Raw genomic sequence first — 16,114 nt, 5'->3', positions numbered from 1 at the left:
AAGCCATCAATTGCTGGCATGGTTTTTTATGTAAATTAGTACACTTAATGAATGCAATTGTGAACTTTATGAAAAGACACTTCAAAAAAATCTTACTGGTACTGGTAGTTGCCATTGGGTTGTGGAGCTTTATGCCCAAATCTAAAGACGGAGATCCCGAAAAAGACAAACTACTTTTAGAATTGTTAACCTATGTGATTGAGAAAGGCCATTATAACCCAGCCAATATTGACGATACGTTTTCTAAAGGAGTGTATAAAGAATACATCGATGCATTAGATCCTTCTAAACGTTTCTTTTTACAGTCGGATATTGATGAGTTCTCTAAGTATGAAACGAAAATTGACGATCAAATTTTAAGTCGCGACTTAACGTTTTTTAATTTGACTTACAATCGTTTAGTTCAACGTATGGAAGAGAGTCGGGCCTATTATCGTGAGATTTTAGAAAATCCGATTGACTATAAAGTGGACGAAACAATTAATACCGATTATGAAAACGCGCCTTATTGTAAGGATGTATCCGAATTAAAGGAGCGTTGGAGAAAGCAAATCAAGTTGTCTACACTCTCTTCTTTGGTGGAAAAACAAAAATTGCAAGAAAAGGGAGGCGACAAGAAAGATGCTAAAATCGAAGTTAAATCGTATGAGCAATTAGAAAAAGAAACCCGAGAAAGTGCGTTGAAATCATTAAATGAAAACTTTGATTTCATCAAAGATTTAACCCGTTCAGATTGGTTTTCTGTTTATGTAAATGCCATCACTACGCGTTTTGATCCCCATACATCGTATTTTGCTCCTGAAGATAAAGAGCGTTTTGATGTAAGCATGAGTGGGAAATTAGAAGGAATCGGTGCTCGATTACAAAAGAAAAATGATTTTACGGAAATTACAGAGTTAATTTCAGGTGGTCCAGCATGGCGAGGAAAAGAATTGGAAGCGGGTGATGTAGTGTTGAAAGTTGCTCAAGGTTCAGCAGAACCTGTGGACGTAGTAGGTATGCGCCTTGATGATGTGGTGAAAAAAATCAAAGGCCCAAAAGGGACTGAAGTTCGATTAACCGTAAAAAAACAAGACGGTTCGTTGAAAGTAATTTCGATTATTCGCGATGAAGTAGAAATTGAAGAAACCTATGCGCGTTCCAGTATTGTAGAGAAAAATGGTGTAAAATATGGGATAATTTATTTACCTAAATTTTACATTGATTTTGAAAATAAAGACAGTCGTGACGCAGCCAAAGACGTAGCTGTGGAAGTTGAAAAGCTAAAAGCAGCAGGTGTTCAAGGTTTGATTGTTGACGTTCGTGATAACGGTGGAGGTTCTTTAAAAACCGTTGTAGATATTGGTGGTTTATTTATCGATCAAGGTCCAATTGTACAAGTTCGTTCTGCGGCAGGTCGCAAAGAAGTATTGTATGATCGTGATCCCAAAGTAGCTTGGGACGGTCCGTTGGTAATTATGACCAATGAGTTTTCCGCTTCCGCTTCAGAAATTTTAGCGGCAGCAATGCAGGATTACAAGCGTGCGGTCATCGTTGGTGGAAAACAAACCTATGGTAAAGGAACTGTGCAAAATGTAATTGATTTGAACCAATTTGTTCGTGGAAGTTCGGTAGGAGATTTAGGTGCATTAAAAACCACAACCCAAAAATTTTACCGTATTAATGGGGGTTCAACCCAATTAGAAGGAGTGAAAAGCGATGTGGTGATGCCTGATAAGTATGCGTATTTGAAAATGGGTGAGCGCGATATTGATAATGCGATGCCATGGGATAAAATTGATCCTGCACAATACAAAACTTGGAGTAATGAACCCAATTATGATTATGCATTAGCGAGTAGTAAAAAGCGTATTGCCAACAATCCCTACATGAAATTGATTGATGAAAATGCCAAATGGTTGGATGAGCGTAATGATGTGACTGCGTTTAGTCTTCAAATAGATAAGTACAAACAAGAGCAAAAACAATTGGATGAAACCAATAAAAAGTTCAAATCAATTGGGGATTACACCAACAAATTTGAATTCAAATCATTGCCTGATGAAGAAGAGCAAATGAAAACCGATGCAACATTAAAAGAAAAACGTTCGCGTTGGCATGAAAATTTATCCAAAGATATTTACATTGAGGAAGCCATTCATGTATTGGATGATTTACAAAACGGTTCCAACAAAGGCGTTTCCAACAAAGTGAAAAAAGAAAAAATAATGAAATCATAATAAAAAAGCCCCGAGTTAATCGGGGCTTTTTTTATCGTACACGTTGCAATTTTTCTTTTGCCTTTTCAAGGTCTTGCTGCGTTTCTAGAATTCGTTTTTGTTGTCGCAATATGGCTTTTTTGGCTGCCTCAAGATCATCGGGTTCTGTTTTGTTCCTACGAATATTCTTCACGAGTTTTTCCTGCATTTTGGTTAATTTGCGTTGTTCTTTCTTCAGTTTTTTCTCATAGGAATCTACTAGGTCTTGGGCTTTTTCAATTTTACGTTGTTCTTTTTCAATTTTACGCAATTTATCCTCGGCTTTTTCCTTTTCACGCTCGGCTTTACGTTGCGCTTTTTCGGCCTTTCGTTGTTCTTTTTCAGCTTGTTTTTGTGCTTTTAAAACTTCATCTTGTTGTTTTTGAATAACTTCAGGTGAAACCGTTGTGGTTTGTTGTTCTTGTGCTGATAATTTAGCACTGAAACACAGGAGTAAAGCGACTATACTGATTTTTTGTATTGTTTTTATAAGCTTGGATTTTAAAAAAGTAAGGTACAATAATCTCGAATAAAGGGTTAATAAGATTCTGTTAAATCCTATTTTTACCACTCATTTACCTTATTGGCATCCATTTTAAGGAAAATAAATAATAGAATGGTGAAACCCCAAAGTCCGGAACCACCATAAGAGAAAAAGGGTAGTGGAACCCCAATAGTTGGGAAAACCCCAATGACCATAGCGATATTGACAAAGAAGTGGATAAAGAGAATTCCCGCGACGCAATATCCATAAACCCTACTGAATTTCGTTTTCTGTCGCTCCGCCAAATAGATGATGCGGAGTATGAGTCCGACAAACAAGCCAATCACAAAAAGACTTCCCAAGAATCCCCATTCCTCACCTACAGTGGTGAAAATATAGTCGGTATGTTGTTCGGGTACAAAGCCTCCTTTGGTTTGTGTGCCTTCCAAATAGCCCTTCCCAAACCAACCTCCTGAACCGATTGCGATTTCAGACTGATTGGTGTTGTAACCCACGCCTTTCATGTCGACTTCTTTACCCAATAAAATGTTGAAGCGGTCACGGTGGTGTTGTTTGAAAACGTTATTAAAAACGAAGTTTACAGAGAATGTGAACACCGAAATCATCAAAAACATTAAAATACTTGCAAAAATATTGCGGTCGACTAGGCGACTTCGGTAATGATTAATGATAAGAGCTAGAGCCGTTAAACCAATTACAATATAGGGATTGTTTGTGGCTAATGTAAGAATGAATAGTAATATAGCTATGAATCCAGTAACCAAATACCAGCCGGGTAATCCTTCGCGATACAATACAAAAAAGAAAACAAAATAAATTAAAGCACTACCTGGATCGGGTTGTGGAAGGATAAGCATTACGGGGAGAAAAACAATAAATAGCGCTTGTATTTGGCGGTTCATTTCGCGCAAATTCACTTGCACATCGCTCAAGTATTTCGCCAAGGCTAAGGCTGTAGCCGCTTTAGCAAACTCAGACGGTTGGAGGGTAAAACTCCCGATTCCGTACCAGCAGCGTTGACCTGCTATGGTTTTTCCGAATACAAATAATCCAGCAAGTGAGAGAAGAGAAACCGCAAAAATAATGATGGAGTATTTCTCGTAAAACTTAGCCTCGATGGCTAAAATGGTAAATATAATCGGGATTGAAAAAAGGATAAATAGGAATTGTTTTCCATAAATCTGACTAAAGTCAAAAATAGAGGCATCCTCTGGCGCACCCGATAAGGAAGAAGAATAGATGTTTAACCACCCTAAAATAACTAGGGTAATGTATATCACAATGCTGATCCAGTCAATGTTGCTACTTACACTTTGGTTTCTCATGGTGTTTTTTTCTTAACCGTATCTTTTTTTACTTCTACAGGTTTTTTTGTGGCTAAAGAATCAATTTTACCTTTTTCTCGGGCTATACTGTCTTTCACGCGAGCATTTAATATTCCTAAACTGTCTTGGTGTTTTTGGGGATATCGCTTGTTGTATTGATCTTGTAAACTACCTTGTAACATTCTTTTTTCAAAATCTGTACGCGTGATTTTTCCTTTTAAATACCGTTCAATCATTAAGGTCGCGATTGGACCAGCCCAACGTTTTCCCCAATATCCATTTTCCACAAAAACGGCAATCGCGATTTTCGGATTGTCTTTTGGTGCAAAAGCAACGAAAATGGAGTGGTCTTGTAGTTTGGTTCTTTTGCCATTAATCACCATGAAGTTCTCCGCGGTACCTGTTTTACCACAAATTTCAATACCTTCAACGCCAAGTCCGGAGGCCGTTCCACCAGGTCCGTAAACCGCATGCATTCCTTCAATGATGGGGTCAAAGTATTTGCGGTCAATAGTTGTTGTATGTTTTTGCCTATATTTTGGGTCAATAGGTTGGTTTTTGATTTTTTTAATGATATGAGGGGTATAATAATACCCGCGATTGGCAATGGTAGCCATAAAATTAGCCAGTTGTATCGGACTCATCAACACCTCGCCTTGACCAATGGCATTGGAAACAATCGTTTTTCCATCCCATTTCCAACCGGCATAGGTACGATTGTAAATTTTGGAAGTAGGAATATTTCCTCGAACACCAATCGGTAAATCGTAGCCCATAAAATCTCCCAAGCCAAAACTCTTTAAATGTTTTGCCCACAAGTCGACAGCATAGCCATGGTCGTTGTATTTATTGATGATTTTGATATAGGAACTTGAAAAGAAAGTGTTACAAGATTCGTAAATGGCGCGGTGCAATTGGATGGATCCGCCCGAACAGTGGCAACGCATGAATCGGCCACGGGCATAACTAAACCCATGATTACAAACAAAACGGGTACTGTCACTGATAACTCCCTCTTGCAATGCCACGAGTCCGGTTAAAATTTTAAACGGAGAACCGGGTGTATATTGTGCTAAGAGTCCGCGATCATACAACGGTTTGGCAATCGAATCACGATACAATAAACTGTAGTTTTTCGAGCGTTGGCGCCCTACGAGTAAGGCTGGATCGTAATTCGGTGAAGTAACCAAGGCCAAAATCTCTCCCGTTTTGGGTTCGATAGCCACAATACCGCCCCATTTATTCACCATCAATTCTTCACCATATTGTTGCAAATCACCATCAATAGTAAGTGTGATGTCTTTTCCTTGTTGGGCAATGGTATCGTATTTACCGTCTTTGTAGGAGCCAATTTCTCGGTTGAATTTATCGCGAAGGATATGTTTTACCCCTTTTTGTCCGCGTAAAATCTCCTCGTAACTTTGCTCAATACCTTGCTTTCCAATCAAATCACCAGGTTTGTAATAGGGGTTTTTGGCTACAATGGCTTCATTAACTTGGGCGATAAATCCAAAAACATTCGCGCCATAACTCACTTGGTAATCACGAATCGACCTTTTTTGAATATAAAAACCATTGAATTTTCTAATTTTCTCTTGAAAAGCAGCGTATTCTAATTTATTGAGCTGGGGGAGAAATACCGAGGGAAGCATCGGACTATACACTCTTGCCTTTTCCATTTTTTTAAGAAAAAAGGCTTTGTCGATGTCTAACAATTGACAGAATTCAAGGGTGTCTAAATTTTTCACCTCACGAGGTACCACCATAATATCATACGACGGTTGGTTGGCAATCAAAAGTTTCCCATTACGATCGTACACATAACCGCGCTCGGGATAATCGTATTTGATTTTAATCGCATTATTTTCAGATTTCAGTTTGAACGAATCGTCAATGATTTGCAAGAAAAAAATACGAATCAACAATAAAGAACCCGCAATGATTACTAAGGAAGGCAATAAAACTTTTCTCATCGTTTTCCAGGCTTAATTAAATAGATGATCAGAATACACATGAGGATTGTAAACAAAGTACTTACAAGCGTGCGAACGATAATGCTCCAGAAAAATTCTAAAGCGAAAATTTCCATAAGAAACATACACAGATGGTGTACGGTAACCGCAATGAGTATAAACGAAAACCGTTCCGGTGTGAGAACATCATTTAATTTAACGGTTTGGTATTCATAACTCAAACCAAAGGAAAACTTAAAAATGGCGGGACGAATGGCTGCAAGAGTAATACAAGCCGCTGTATGAACGCCACCCGAGTTGCAAAATAAATCCATCACAATTCCCAATAGAAAACTGGCGGCAAGTAAGCCATAGCGGTTTCCGTTTACAGGATACAAAATGATGAATAAGATATAAGGATAAGGATTAATAAATCCTAAAAAGTTGATGTTATTGAATAGCACAACCTGCACCAAAAGGAGCAAAACAAATCGGGCGGTATTGAAGAGTAAGGCATTACTGTTCATTTTGCTTTTGTGTTTTCTTTTCTAGGTTGAGTATTTCATTACGGTCTTTGTTGCGAATGATATACACATGACCTAAGCTGGTCATGTCGTTAAATAAACGAACGTTGATGGTGTAATAATTCGTTTCGTCATCCGTGTAAATATTTTCAATGGTTCCAATATTGATATTTTCTGGGAATATCGTGGATTGTCCGCCGGTTACAATCGTGTCTCCTTTTCGAACTGAAGCCAAACGGGGTACGTCGATCAATTGTACAAAACCTGTATTTTTCCCATTCCAAATCAAAGAACCAATGTGATTTGATTTTTTGATTTTGGCATTAATCGGTGATTCGGTATTTAAAATACTCAATACGGTCGCATAATTTGGGGAAACATCTTCTACTACACCCACAATCCCCAAACTATTGATTACCCCCATTTCTTCTTTGATACCTTGTTTTGCACCAGAATCAAGGGTCAGGAAGTTAACTTGGGAGCTGTAGGAATTATGAATTACTTTGGCTACAATCAAATCAATTTTTTTCACACCTTTGATGGAATCCAAAAGCGGCACTTTAGTCGTGTCTTTTTGATTGAATAAGATGCTTTTTAAACGCGCATTTTCCAGTGCCAACTCTTCATTTTTTGTTTTAAGATTGAAATATTCGTTGACATCATTGATGCGCTGATAAATCCCGCCCGTTAAAAAATTGGCCGAACTAATCACTTTACTTCTGTGATACGAATGCGACTGAATTGTAAGCGAAACCGCTATTGCCATAAGCAGCAAAAACAGCATACGATAGCTGTTTTTAAATAGGAAATTAAATATTTGCTGCATGTGTTACACTACTAGGTACGACTCGAATCAATGCTAAAGTTAGGGAATTCTAGTATTATTTAATCAGAATACTTCTGAATTTTGGAATGTTTTTTAACGCCATTCCAGTTCCACGAACTACTGCTTTCAACGGATCTTCGGCAATGTAAACCGGTAAATCCGTTTTTAATGAAATTCGTTTATCTAATCCGCGTAACATCGAACCTCCACCGGCTAAGTAAATACCCGTATTGTAAATATCTGCCGCTAGTTCTGGTGGCGTTTGCGATAAGGTTTCCATAATCGCATCTTCAATACGTTGAATGGATTTATCTAACGCTTTAGCGATTTCACGGAACGATACTTCTACTTGTTTTGGTTTACCCGTTAACAAGTCGCGTCCTTGAACTGACATGTCTTCTGGTGGCGAATCCAATGAATCGGTTGCTGCACCAATGGTAATTTTGATTTTCTCTGCGGTCGTTTCTCCAACAAAAAGGTTATGTTGGGTACGCATATAATAAATAATATCGTTGGTAAATACGTCACCTGCAATTTTCACAGATTTGTCGCATACAATTCCGCCCAAGGCAATAACCGCAATCTCGGTAGTACCACCACCGATATCCACAATCATATTTCCTTTCGGTTGCATGATGTCGATTCCAATACCAATCGCCGCAGCCATCGGTTCGTGAATCAAATATACTTCTTTACCATTCACGCGTTCACACGATTCTTTAACCGCGCGCATCTCTACTTCAGTAATTCCTGAAGGAATACATACAACCATGCGTAACGCCGGAGTGAACATTTTTTTCTTTAAGGCAGGGATGCTTTTGATGAACGCTTTGATCATTTCTTCAGAAGCCGCAAAATCTGCAATAACTCCGTCTTTTAACGGTCGGATGGTTTTAATGTTTTCATGGGTTTTACCCTGCATCATGTTGGCTTCTTTTCCAACAGCAGTAATTTTACCAGTAATACGATCACGAGCAACAATTGATGGTGAATCAATGACTACTTTGTCGTTGTGAATGATTAGGGTATTGGCGGTACCAAGGTCAATTGCGATGTCCTCAGTCATGAAATCAAAAAATCCCATACGATTCTATAAGGGTGTTAGTTCGTTATTTATTAATCAGCCCACAAAAATAATAAAATTAATGTTTGAAATGACGCGTACCTGTAAATACCATCGCAACATTATTTTCGTTGCAATAATTGATGCTTAATTCATCTTTAATAGAACCACCGGGTTGAATTACCGCAGTGATTCCAGCATGGTTTGCAATTTCAACACAGTCAGGAAACGGGAAGAAGGCATCACTCGCCATCACTGCTCCTTTTAAATCAAATCCAAACGAATTGGCTTTCTCAATCGCCTGACGTAACGCATCAACACGTGAGGTTTGACCCGTTCCCGAAGCAATCAATTGCCCATTCTTTGCTAAAACAATTGTGTTGGATTTGGTGTTTTTGCAAATTTTTGAAGCAAAAAGCAAATCGTCTATTTCTTGATCTGTGGGTTTAGAAGTGGTAACGTAAGTAAGTCCCGCTTTAGTATCGGTACTGTTATTTCTGTCTTGAATTAACAGACCGTTTAAGCAAGTACGAACATTTTGGTTGGGTAACGCTACTTCATGTTGAACCAAAATAATGCGGTTCTTTTTTTCTTGTAATACAGCAATGGCTTCTGCATCATAAGCAGGTGCAATGACTACTTCACAAAACAACTGATTGATTTCTTGAGCAGTAGCCAAATCAATACGACCATTAGCAATTAATACACCACCAAACGCTGAGGTGGGGTCGCCCGCTAATGCATCCAAATAAGCGGCTTTCATGGTAGATCTAGTCGCTAGTCCACATGCATTGTTGTGTTTTAATATGGCAAAAGTGGGTTCGTTGTATTTAAATTCTAAAATTAAATTCACCGCCGCATCAACATCCAACAAATTATTATAGGACAATTCTTTGCCATGTAACTTGGTAAACATCGCTTCAAAATCACCAAAGAAGAATCCTTTTTGGTGCGGGTTTTCACCGTAACGCAAAACTTGTCCTTGGTCTGAACTTACTTTGAAAATCGTTTCTTCTTCATTAAAATAATTGAAAATTGCGGTGTCATAATGCGAAGAGGTATGGAACGCTCTGGAAGCTAAAAATTTTCGTTGAGCCAACGTGGTGCTGCCATTTCCTGAAGTAAGCATTTCCAAAAACAAACTGTATTCATTGACAGATGGAACGATAACGGTGTCTTTAAAGTTTTTGGCTGCTGCTCGAATTAAAGAAATTCCGCCGATATCAATTTTTTCGATAATATCCGCTTCCGAAGCACCAGAGGCTACCGTTTTTTCAAAAGGGTAGAGGTCAACAATGACTAAGTCCAATTGCGGAATCTGATATTCTTCCATTTGCGCCACATCTGAAGCATTGTCTTGACGGTTTAAAATGCCACCAAAAATTTTTGGATGTAATGTTTTTACGCGTCCTCCTAATATGGAAGGATAATCGGTTACTTCTTCCACGGGAACTACAGGAATTCCAAGGTTTTTAATAAATTCTTCGGTTCCGCCAGTGGAATAAATAGTAACGTTTAATTCGTGAAGTTTACGTACGATGGGTTCGAGACCGTCTTTCGAAAATACCGAAATCAGGGCCGACTGAATAGGTTTTGTAGTCGTCATTGTGTTGTTGTTGTTGTATTAAGGCGCAAAAGTAGTTCATTTTAAGCGTTTTTTGAAAACTATTTTTTTAAAAAATAAAATAGACGCTCACGATGTAACAATTCCCGAAAACGCCCTACAAATGGTTATCTTTGAGTATCTTTAAATTTATGTTACTATACCTTCGTTTATTGAAAGAAAGTTTTGCGTTTGCTGTTAATGCACTACGCAATAATAAGTTGCGGACATTTCTTTCGTTACTTGGGGTGACCATAGGTATTTTTTCCATCATAGCCGTTTTGGCAGCCGTTGATTCTTTAGACCATAAAATCAAAAAAGAATTGAGTAGTTTGGATAAAAACACCATTTATCTTTTTAATGACAGTTTTGGACCTTCCGATATTCCTGCCTGGAAACGCGAGCAATTCCCGAATGTTACCTATGCAGAATATGAATTTCTAAAAGACAATTTGGACGATGCTGAAGAAATGTCGTATCAAATTTTCTTGAGTCCGGAAAATATGAAATTCGAAGACAAAACGGTTACCAATGTCAATGTGGTGCCTGTGACCAATTCGTTTATCGATATTCAAGGTTTTGAATTTACCGACGGCCGTTTTTTTAATGAATCCGAATCCAATTCAGGTGCCGCGGTGGCGGTTATTGGAGCCGACTTGGCCGAAGGCTTGTTTGGAGATTTTAATCCAATTGGAAAACAAGCCCGATTGTATGGTCAACGTTTTACGATAGTTGGGGTGTTGAAAAAGAAAGGGGACGGGATGTTTGGCAATGACGATTCTTCCGCCATTATCCCAGTGAATTTTATTCGAAGAGCCTTAGGAGAAAATAAATACCAAACGCCAATTATCATTGTCAAACCCAAAAAAGGGATAGATATGCAGGCGTTTAAGGCCGAATTGTCCCTAAAACTCCGTAACTACCGCGGGATGAAAGTCGATGAAGAAGATAATTTCTTTATTAATGTGTTTTCAGGATTCACCGATTTAATTGATGGAATTATCAGTATGATGAATCTAGGAGGTTGGATTATCGCTGGCTTTTCATTATTAGTGGGCGGATTTGGTGTCGCCAATATTATGTTTGTTTCTGTAAAAGAACGCACCAATTTGATTGGGATTCAAAAATCGTTGGGTGCCAAAAACCGTATGATTTTGTTCCAATTTTTATTTGAAGCCGTTATCCTTTGCTTGTTCGGAGGTTTGGTCGGTATTGGATTGGTTTGGGGCCTCACCTTTATTCTAACTTCTGCGTTGGATTTTGAGTTTATCCTTAGCTTTAGCAATATTGTTTTAGGTTCGGTTTTAGCGATAACAATCGGTGTAGTTTCTGGAATTTTGCCTGCTATTTCTGCCGCCAAATTAGATCCTGTAGAAGCCATTCGCAGTGGAATGTAATTTTCTTTAGCATAAATAAAAAAGCACAATAGAAAACCTATTGTGCTTTTTTTATGGAGTACTATTTGAATTATCGAATCTCTTGGTTCAAGATTAAATCCAAATATAAATTCACTTTGTTTTTTAATTCTTTGCGGTGAGCAATGAAATCCAAGAAACCATGATCTAAGACGAATTCAGCGGTTTGGAACCCTTCCGGTAAATCTTTACCCGTCGTGTCACGAACCACACGCGGTCCCGCAAATCCAATTAAAGCGCCGGGTTCTGAAATATTAATATCGCCTAACATTGCATAAGAAGCGGTTGTTCCTCCTGTTGTTGGATCCGTACATAAAGAAATGTAAGGAATTTTTGCATCGGCTAATTGCGCCAATTTAGCAGAAGTTTTTGCTAATTGCATCAACGAATACGCCGCTTCCATCATACGGGCTCCCCCAGATTTCGAAATCATCAAGAAAGGAACTTTATGTTGGATGGAGTAATCAATACCCCGTGCAATTTTTTCACCCACTACAGCACCCATCGAACCGCCAATAAAGGCAAAGTCCATGCAGCATACTACCAAGTCTTTTCCTTTGGATTTTCCTACTGCTGTGCGAACAGCATCTTTCAGTTTGGTTTTATCCATTACTTCTTTTAAACGATCGGAATATTTCTTGGTATCCACGAAATCCAACGGGTCTTTGGAGGTCATTTTTGCATCCAATTCTTTGAATTCGTTGTTATCAAATAAGATTTCGAAATATTCTTTACTACCAATGCGAACGTGGAAATCGTCTTCCGGACTTACCCATAAGTTTCTTTCTAATTCGTCTGCATCTACAATTTTACCGGTTGGAGATTTGTACCACAATCCTTTGGGTACGTCTTTTTTCTCTTCTGTAGCGGTCTTAATTCCTTTTTCAGTACGTTTAAACCAAGCCATAGTTATTGATTTAGCAATGCTGAATTATCAAAATAATTCGGCACTTAAATGTTATAATGTGTTTACGTTATTCAAATCGGCAAATGCCTGCTCCAAACGAGCATTGAATGTCATTTCACCTTCACGAACCCATTTGCGCGGATCGTAATGTTTTTTGTTAGGTGAATCAGCGCCTTCTGGGCTACCGATTTGCGTTCTTAAATAATCAATTTTATTTACCATATAATCACGAATACCTTCTGTAAACGCAAATTGTAGGTCGGTATCAATGTTCATTTTAATTACACCATACGAAATGGCTTCGCGAATCTCTTCCAAAGTAGAACCTGATCCGCCGTGGAATACAAAATCAACTGGATTTACACCCGTGTTGTATTTTTCTTGAACGTAATCTTGTGAGTTTTTCAAAATTTTTGGCGTCAATTTTACATTCCCTGGTTTGTAGACCCCGTGAACGTTACCAAAAGCTGCAGCAATGGTAAAGCGCGGACTTACTTTCATCAACTCTTCATAAGCATAAGCCACTTCAGAGGGTTGGGTATATAATTTTGAACTATCAACATCAGAATTGTCAACACCGTCTTCTTCGCCACCCGTAATTCCCAATTCAATTTCTAAGGTCATTCCCATTTTACTCATGCGCGCCAAATATTCTTTACAGATTTCAATATTTTCCTGTAAAGGCTCTTCGGACAAGTCAATCATGTGCGATGAGAATAAGGGTTTGCCCGTTTCTGCAAATTGTTTTTCAGAAGCGTCTAACAACCCGTCAATCCACGGCAATAATTTTTTTGCACAGTGGTCAGTATGTAAAATCACGGTCGCACCATAAGCCTCAGCTAAAGTATGAATGTGTTTCGCTCCAGCTACAGCTCCTAGAATAGCTGCTTGTTCACCCGCATTCGATAATCCTTTACCGGCATTAAATTGTGCACCACCGTTTGAAAACTGAATAATTACAGGGGCTTTTAATTTAGCTGCCGTTTCAATAGTACCGTTAATCGTACTAGAACCTACCACATTTACAGCAGGTAAAGCAAATCCTTTTTCTTTAGCGTAAGCGAAAATCTTTTGAACTTCATCTCCGGTAGCAACCCCGGGCTTAATGTTGTGTGACATGATGTAGTTATATTTTTAGTTAAGTGTACAAAAGTAAAAATAAAAAAAATTAGAACGGATAATTTATCCCGATATTTAGAACGGATTTAGCTAAGTTAAACTCCCTCAGCCATTTATTTTCAATTTGTTCTGAAGGGTTGTAGGTTTTAAATCCGATGTCAAAGCGAACCACAAAAAGTCCTTGGTCATAGCGCAAACCAAATCCTGTTCCCAATGCCATTTCTTTTAACGATTTCCATCCTTTAAATTGATAGGCCTCTTGGTCTACGGCATCGAAAACGTTCCAAATATTGCCTACATCTGCAAATACAGCACCGTTAAATTTGCCAAATAAATTACAACGAAACTCAGCATTGGCCGAAAGTTTCATATTTGCTTCGTTAAAGTCGTTGATTCCGCCGCTACTGCCCGGACCCAAACTGTAAGGTTGCCACGCTCGATTGTCATTGGAACCTCCAGAAAAATAACTTCGTGAAAAAGGAATCGTATTGGAATTGCCATAAGGAACTGCCAAACCAGCAAATGTGCGAACGGCGATCACATTTTTACCTTGTAATGTCCAATGTTTGATAAATTCAAATTCACCTTTTAAATATTGAGAAAATTGAACTTCAAAAAAGGTATTGGCTCCCGATTGATTTTGCAGTTGTTTGGAAGCACGGGCTAAAATGGATAACATATTTCCAGCCGATTCAAATTTGGTGCGAATGGAATAAAAATTATTGTCGCCCACGCCACGGCTAGTTGTTTTGTAATAGCTAACATTTGAGGCAAAAATCAAGTTGTTTTCGGTTAATCTTTTGCGGCGTTCTTCAATACTTCGTATGGTTTTTAAATCATCAGCTGTTGTAGTAATTGTCGGATTGGGACCAAGTACGGCATTCACAAATCCGTTGGTTCCCGCGTCAATAATCAACTTCCCATTGGAAAAGAACTGGGGGAAATTCGTGTCGGCATCGTAATAAATCGCCAAATTATTTAAAGCATCAAACGACGATTTGTATACATTAAAGTAATTGCTAATGTTTAAGTTTTTTACAAACTGAATATTGAACAAATCCAGACGAATGTTTTGATTTTTTTTAGGAACCCAGTTGTACGTGAACGAACCCGTAAAGTTTTGTTTGTCCAATCCAATATTTTGCTGTTTGGCATAACCCATCGAAACCGTAGTGGTAGGCAACATGGTTTTTGGGATAATTTTTTCAGTATTAAAAAGGAAAAACAAACGAGGAAAATTCAATTTCGCATCCAAACCGATTTCAGAAATATTGAAAAAAGTATTGTTGGGATTAGCTAAGTCTTTGGAAGCTCCTACGTTGCCACGAAATCCGATTTCAAACGTTTCGGCCCCATTAAATACATTCCGAATGCCCAACGATGTATTTCCTGAAATACCAAAATCCTGAATGTTGGAATGGGTAAAGTCAACCGAAGCCCCAAAGGTATATTTCTTCCGCGGCGTTAAATAAATATTCGCGATGAGTCCGTTGGGATCTTTGGGGTCTTCTTTGTATTGAATCGTTGGGTATTTAAACACCCGTAAATTACTCAAATACTTTGTGGTTAATGTGGTATTGTTGTCAGAAAACAAACTTCCTTTGGTAATCAAAACCGCGTCGGTAATTGCTTTAGGACGGTATTTTAATTTGTTTTCACTGTACAACACAAAATCATTATAGACCAAACTGTCTTTAACTTTGATTTCATTTTTACTCGTAGTTTGATCCGTGTAAATGGCTACTTTGTTGATTTTGTAAAGGCGAAAGGGTTCCGTTACCGTCGAGTCATTTTTACGGTACGAATTGTCTTTGATGATCAAATTTACGTTTACTTTTTTCCCCGTACTAATGGTGTCCAAACTGTAACGAATGTAATTTTGTTGGAAATAAAAAGCACCATTATTTCGGAAATCACTCGTAATACGATCGCGCTCCCCATTCAACAATTCAGTGTCGTATTGTTTACCGGATTTGATTAAGGTTCGGTTGTTATGAATACGGAAAAGGGAATCGAGCATCGGACTCGTAATTGCTGTCTTCAGACTGTCAATGGTGTACGGAGTTTTACGGTTGACGTTGTATTTGATTTGAATTCTTTTCGTTGTCGAAGTGTCTTTTTCTATCGTAGTTTCAACATCAAAATAGCCTTTGTTATAATAGTAAGCATTTAATCGTTTGATCGATTTTTTTACCGCTGTGGAATCATAAATCGCAGGCGCTTCCCCTGTTTTCATTAAAAAATTACTCAACCCAGATACCACAAAGGATTGGCCCAGACGCTCTACTTGCTTGGCGGATAATAATCGGTTTAATCGAGCTCTGCGTTTGGGTTTGCGGTCGAGCCATTGCTTGTAAAGACTGTCCGAATGTTGTTTGGCTAAGTTGTACAATTGTAATCGCAAACGGTATCCCAATATCGAAGTGTTCGGTTTTTGGTACAATTGAAAATAAACAACTTCATCATGATTGGGTTTTTTATCAATCACAATTTCATTTTTTGTCAATAAACGCTTGGATTCAGGTACCCGTTTGGTAACATCACAACTGAAGATGAACAACAGTATTACAATAAATAATGATATTTTTGTAAGGCGGTAGCGCAAAAGTTCAAAATTTAATTTCAAAAGTAACGTATT

12 protein-coding genes are annotated in these 16,114 nt (G+C 38.3%); 2 read left to right on the top strand and 10 right to left on the bottom strand.

Annotated features, from left to right (window positions below):
- Positions 1-47: 47 nt before the first annotated feature.
- On the top strand, positions 48-2,219 hold the full coding sequence (locus tag OLM45_RS00955; protein WP_264511193.1) for a carboxy terminal-processing peptidase: 2,172 nt from the start codon (positions 48-50) through the stop codon (positions 2,217-2,219).
- A gap of 31 nt (positions 2,220-2,250) precedes the next feature.
- Here the strand turns inward: OLM45_RS00955 and OLM45_RS00950 are convergent, their stop codons facing one another.
- Genes OLM45_RS00950 through purH form a run of 7 tightly spaced genes read right to left on the bottom strand, consistent with a single transcriptional unit; the run spans position 2,251 to position 10,038 of the window.
- Positions 2,251-2,757: a hypothetical protein gene (locus OLM45_RS00950; RefSeq protein ID WP_264511191.1), complete on the bottom strand. Its 507-nt coding sequence runs from the start codon at positions 2,755-2,757 to the stop codon at positions 2,251-2,253.
- Between the two features lie 44 nt (positions 2,758-2,801).
- The gene (rodA, locus tag OLM45_RS00945) at positions 2,802-4,067 is read right to left on the bottom strand and encodes a rod shape-determining protein RodA (protein WP_264511189.1); all 1,266 of its coding nucleotides are present in this window, start codon (positions 4,065-4,067) and stop codon (positions 2,802-2,804) included.
- Positions 4,064-6,040 (bottom strand): penicillin-binding protein 2, encoded by a 1,977-nt coding sequence (gene mrdA / locus OLM45_RS00940; RefSeq protein ID WP_264511187.1) that lies wholly within the window; start codon positions 6,038-6,040, stop codon positions 4,064-4,066. Before mrdA ends, rodA begins: the two co-directional genes overlap by 4 nt.
- On the bottom strand, positions 6,037-6,546 hold the full coding sequence (locus OLM45_RS00935; protein ID WP_129461723.1) for a rod shape-determining protein MreD: 510 nt from the start codon (positions 6,544-6,546) through the stop codon (positions 6,037-6,039). The genes mrdA and OLM45_RS00935 overlap by 4 nt, the downstream gene beginning before the upstream one ends.
- Entirely contained in the window at positions 6,536-7,369 is an 834-nt protein-coding gene (gene mreC, locus OLM45_RS00930; protein WP_129461722.1) for a rod shape-determining protein MreC, read from the bottom strand. Before mreC ends, OLM45_RS00935 begins: the two co-directional genes overlap by 11 nt.
- Before the next feature lie 55 nt (positions 7,370-7,424).
- Positions 7,425-8,453, bottom strand: coding sequence for a rod shape-determining protein (locus OLM45_RS00925; protein ID WP_264511185.1), 1,029 nt, complete (start codon positions 8,451-8,453; stop codon positions 7,425-7,427).
- Between the two features lie 58 nt (positions 8,454-8,511).
- A complete protein-coding gene (gene purH / locus OLM45_RS00920; protein WP_264511183.1) occupies positions 8,512-10,038 on the bottom strand; it encodes a bifunctional phosphoribosylaminoimidazolecarboxamide formyltransferase/IMP cyclohydrolase in 1,527 nt (508 codons plus the stop codon).
- Positions 10,039-10,187: 149 nt separating this feature from the next.
- Between purH and OLM45_RS00915 the strand changes: the two genes are divergently transcribed.
- Positions 10,188-11,432 carry an ABC transporter permease gene (locus OLM45_RS00915; protein ID WP_264511181.1) on the top strand — a complete coding sequence of 415 codons (1,245 nt, stop codon included), beginning with the start codon at positions 10,188-10,190 and terminating at the stop codon, positions 11,430-11,432.
- Between the two features lie 70 nt (positions 11,433-11,502).
- Here OLM45_RS00915 and accD read toward each other — a convergent pair whose 3' ends face one another.
- Genes accD through OLM45_RS00900 form a run of 3 tightly spaced genes read right to left on the bottom strand, consistent with a single transcriptional unit; the run spans position 11,503 to position 16,102 of the window.
- On the bottom strand, positions 11,503-12,357 hold the full coding sequence (gene accD, locus OLM45_RS00910) for an acetyl-CoA carboxylase, carboxyltransferase subunit beta (RefSeq protein ID WP_129461718.1): 855 nt from the start codon (positions 12,355-12,357) through the stop codon (positions 11,503-11,505).
- A 51-nt stretch (positions 12,358-12,408) separates the two neighbouring features.
- Positions 12,409-13,476 carry a class II fructose-bisphosphate aldolase gene (fbaA, locus tag OLM45_RS00905; RefSeq protein WP_264511179.1) on the bottom strand — a complete coding sequence of 356 codons (1,068 nt, stop codon included), beginning with the start codon at positions 13,474-13,476 and terminating at the stop codon, positions 12,409-12,411.
- A gap of 49 nt (positions 13,477-13,525) precedes the next feature.
- The gene (locus OLM45_RS00900; RefSeq protein ID WP_264511177.1) at positions 13,526-16,102 is read right to left on the bottom strand and encodes a BamA/TamA family outer membrane protein; all 2,577 of its coding nucleotides are present in this window, start codon (positions 16,100-16,102) and stop codon (positions 13,526-13,528) included.
- Between the last annotated feature and the right edge of the window lie 12 nt (positions 16,103-16,114).

The sequence above is a fragment of the Flavobacterium sp. N1719 genome, from assembly GCF_025947045.1.
In the GTDB taxonomy this organism is placed as follows: domain Bacteria; phylum Bacteroidota; class Bacteroidia; order Flavobacteriales; family Flavobacteriaceae; genus Flavobacterium; species Flavobacterium stagni.
This window is presented reverse-complemented; position numbering and strand designations above follow the sequence as displayed.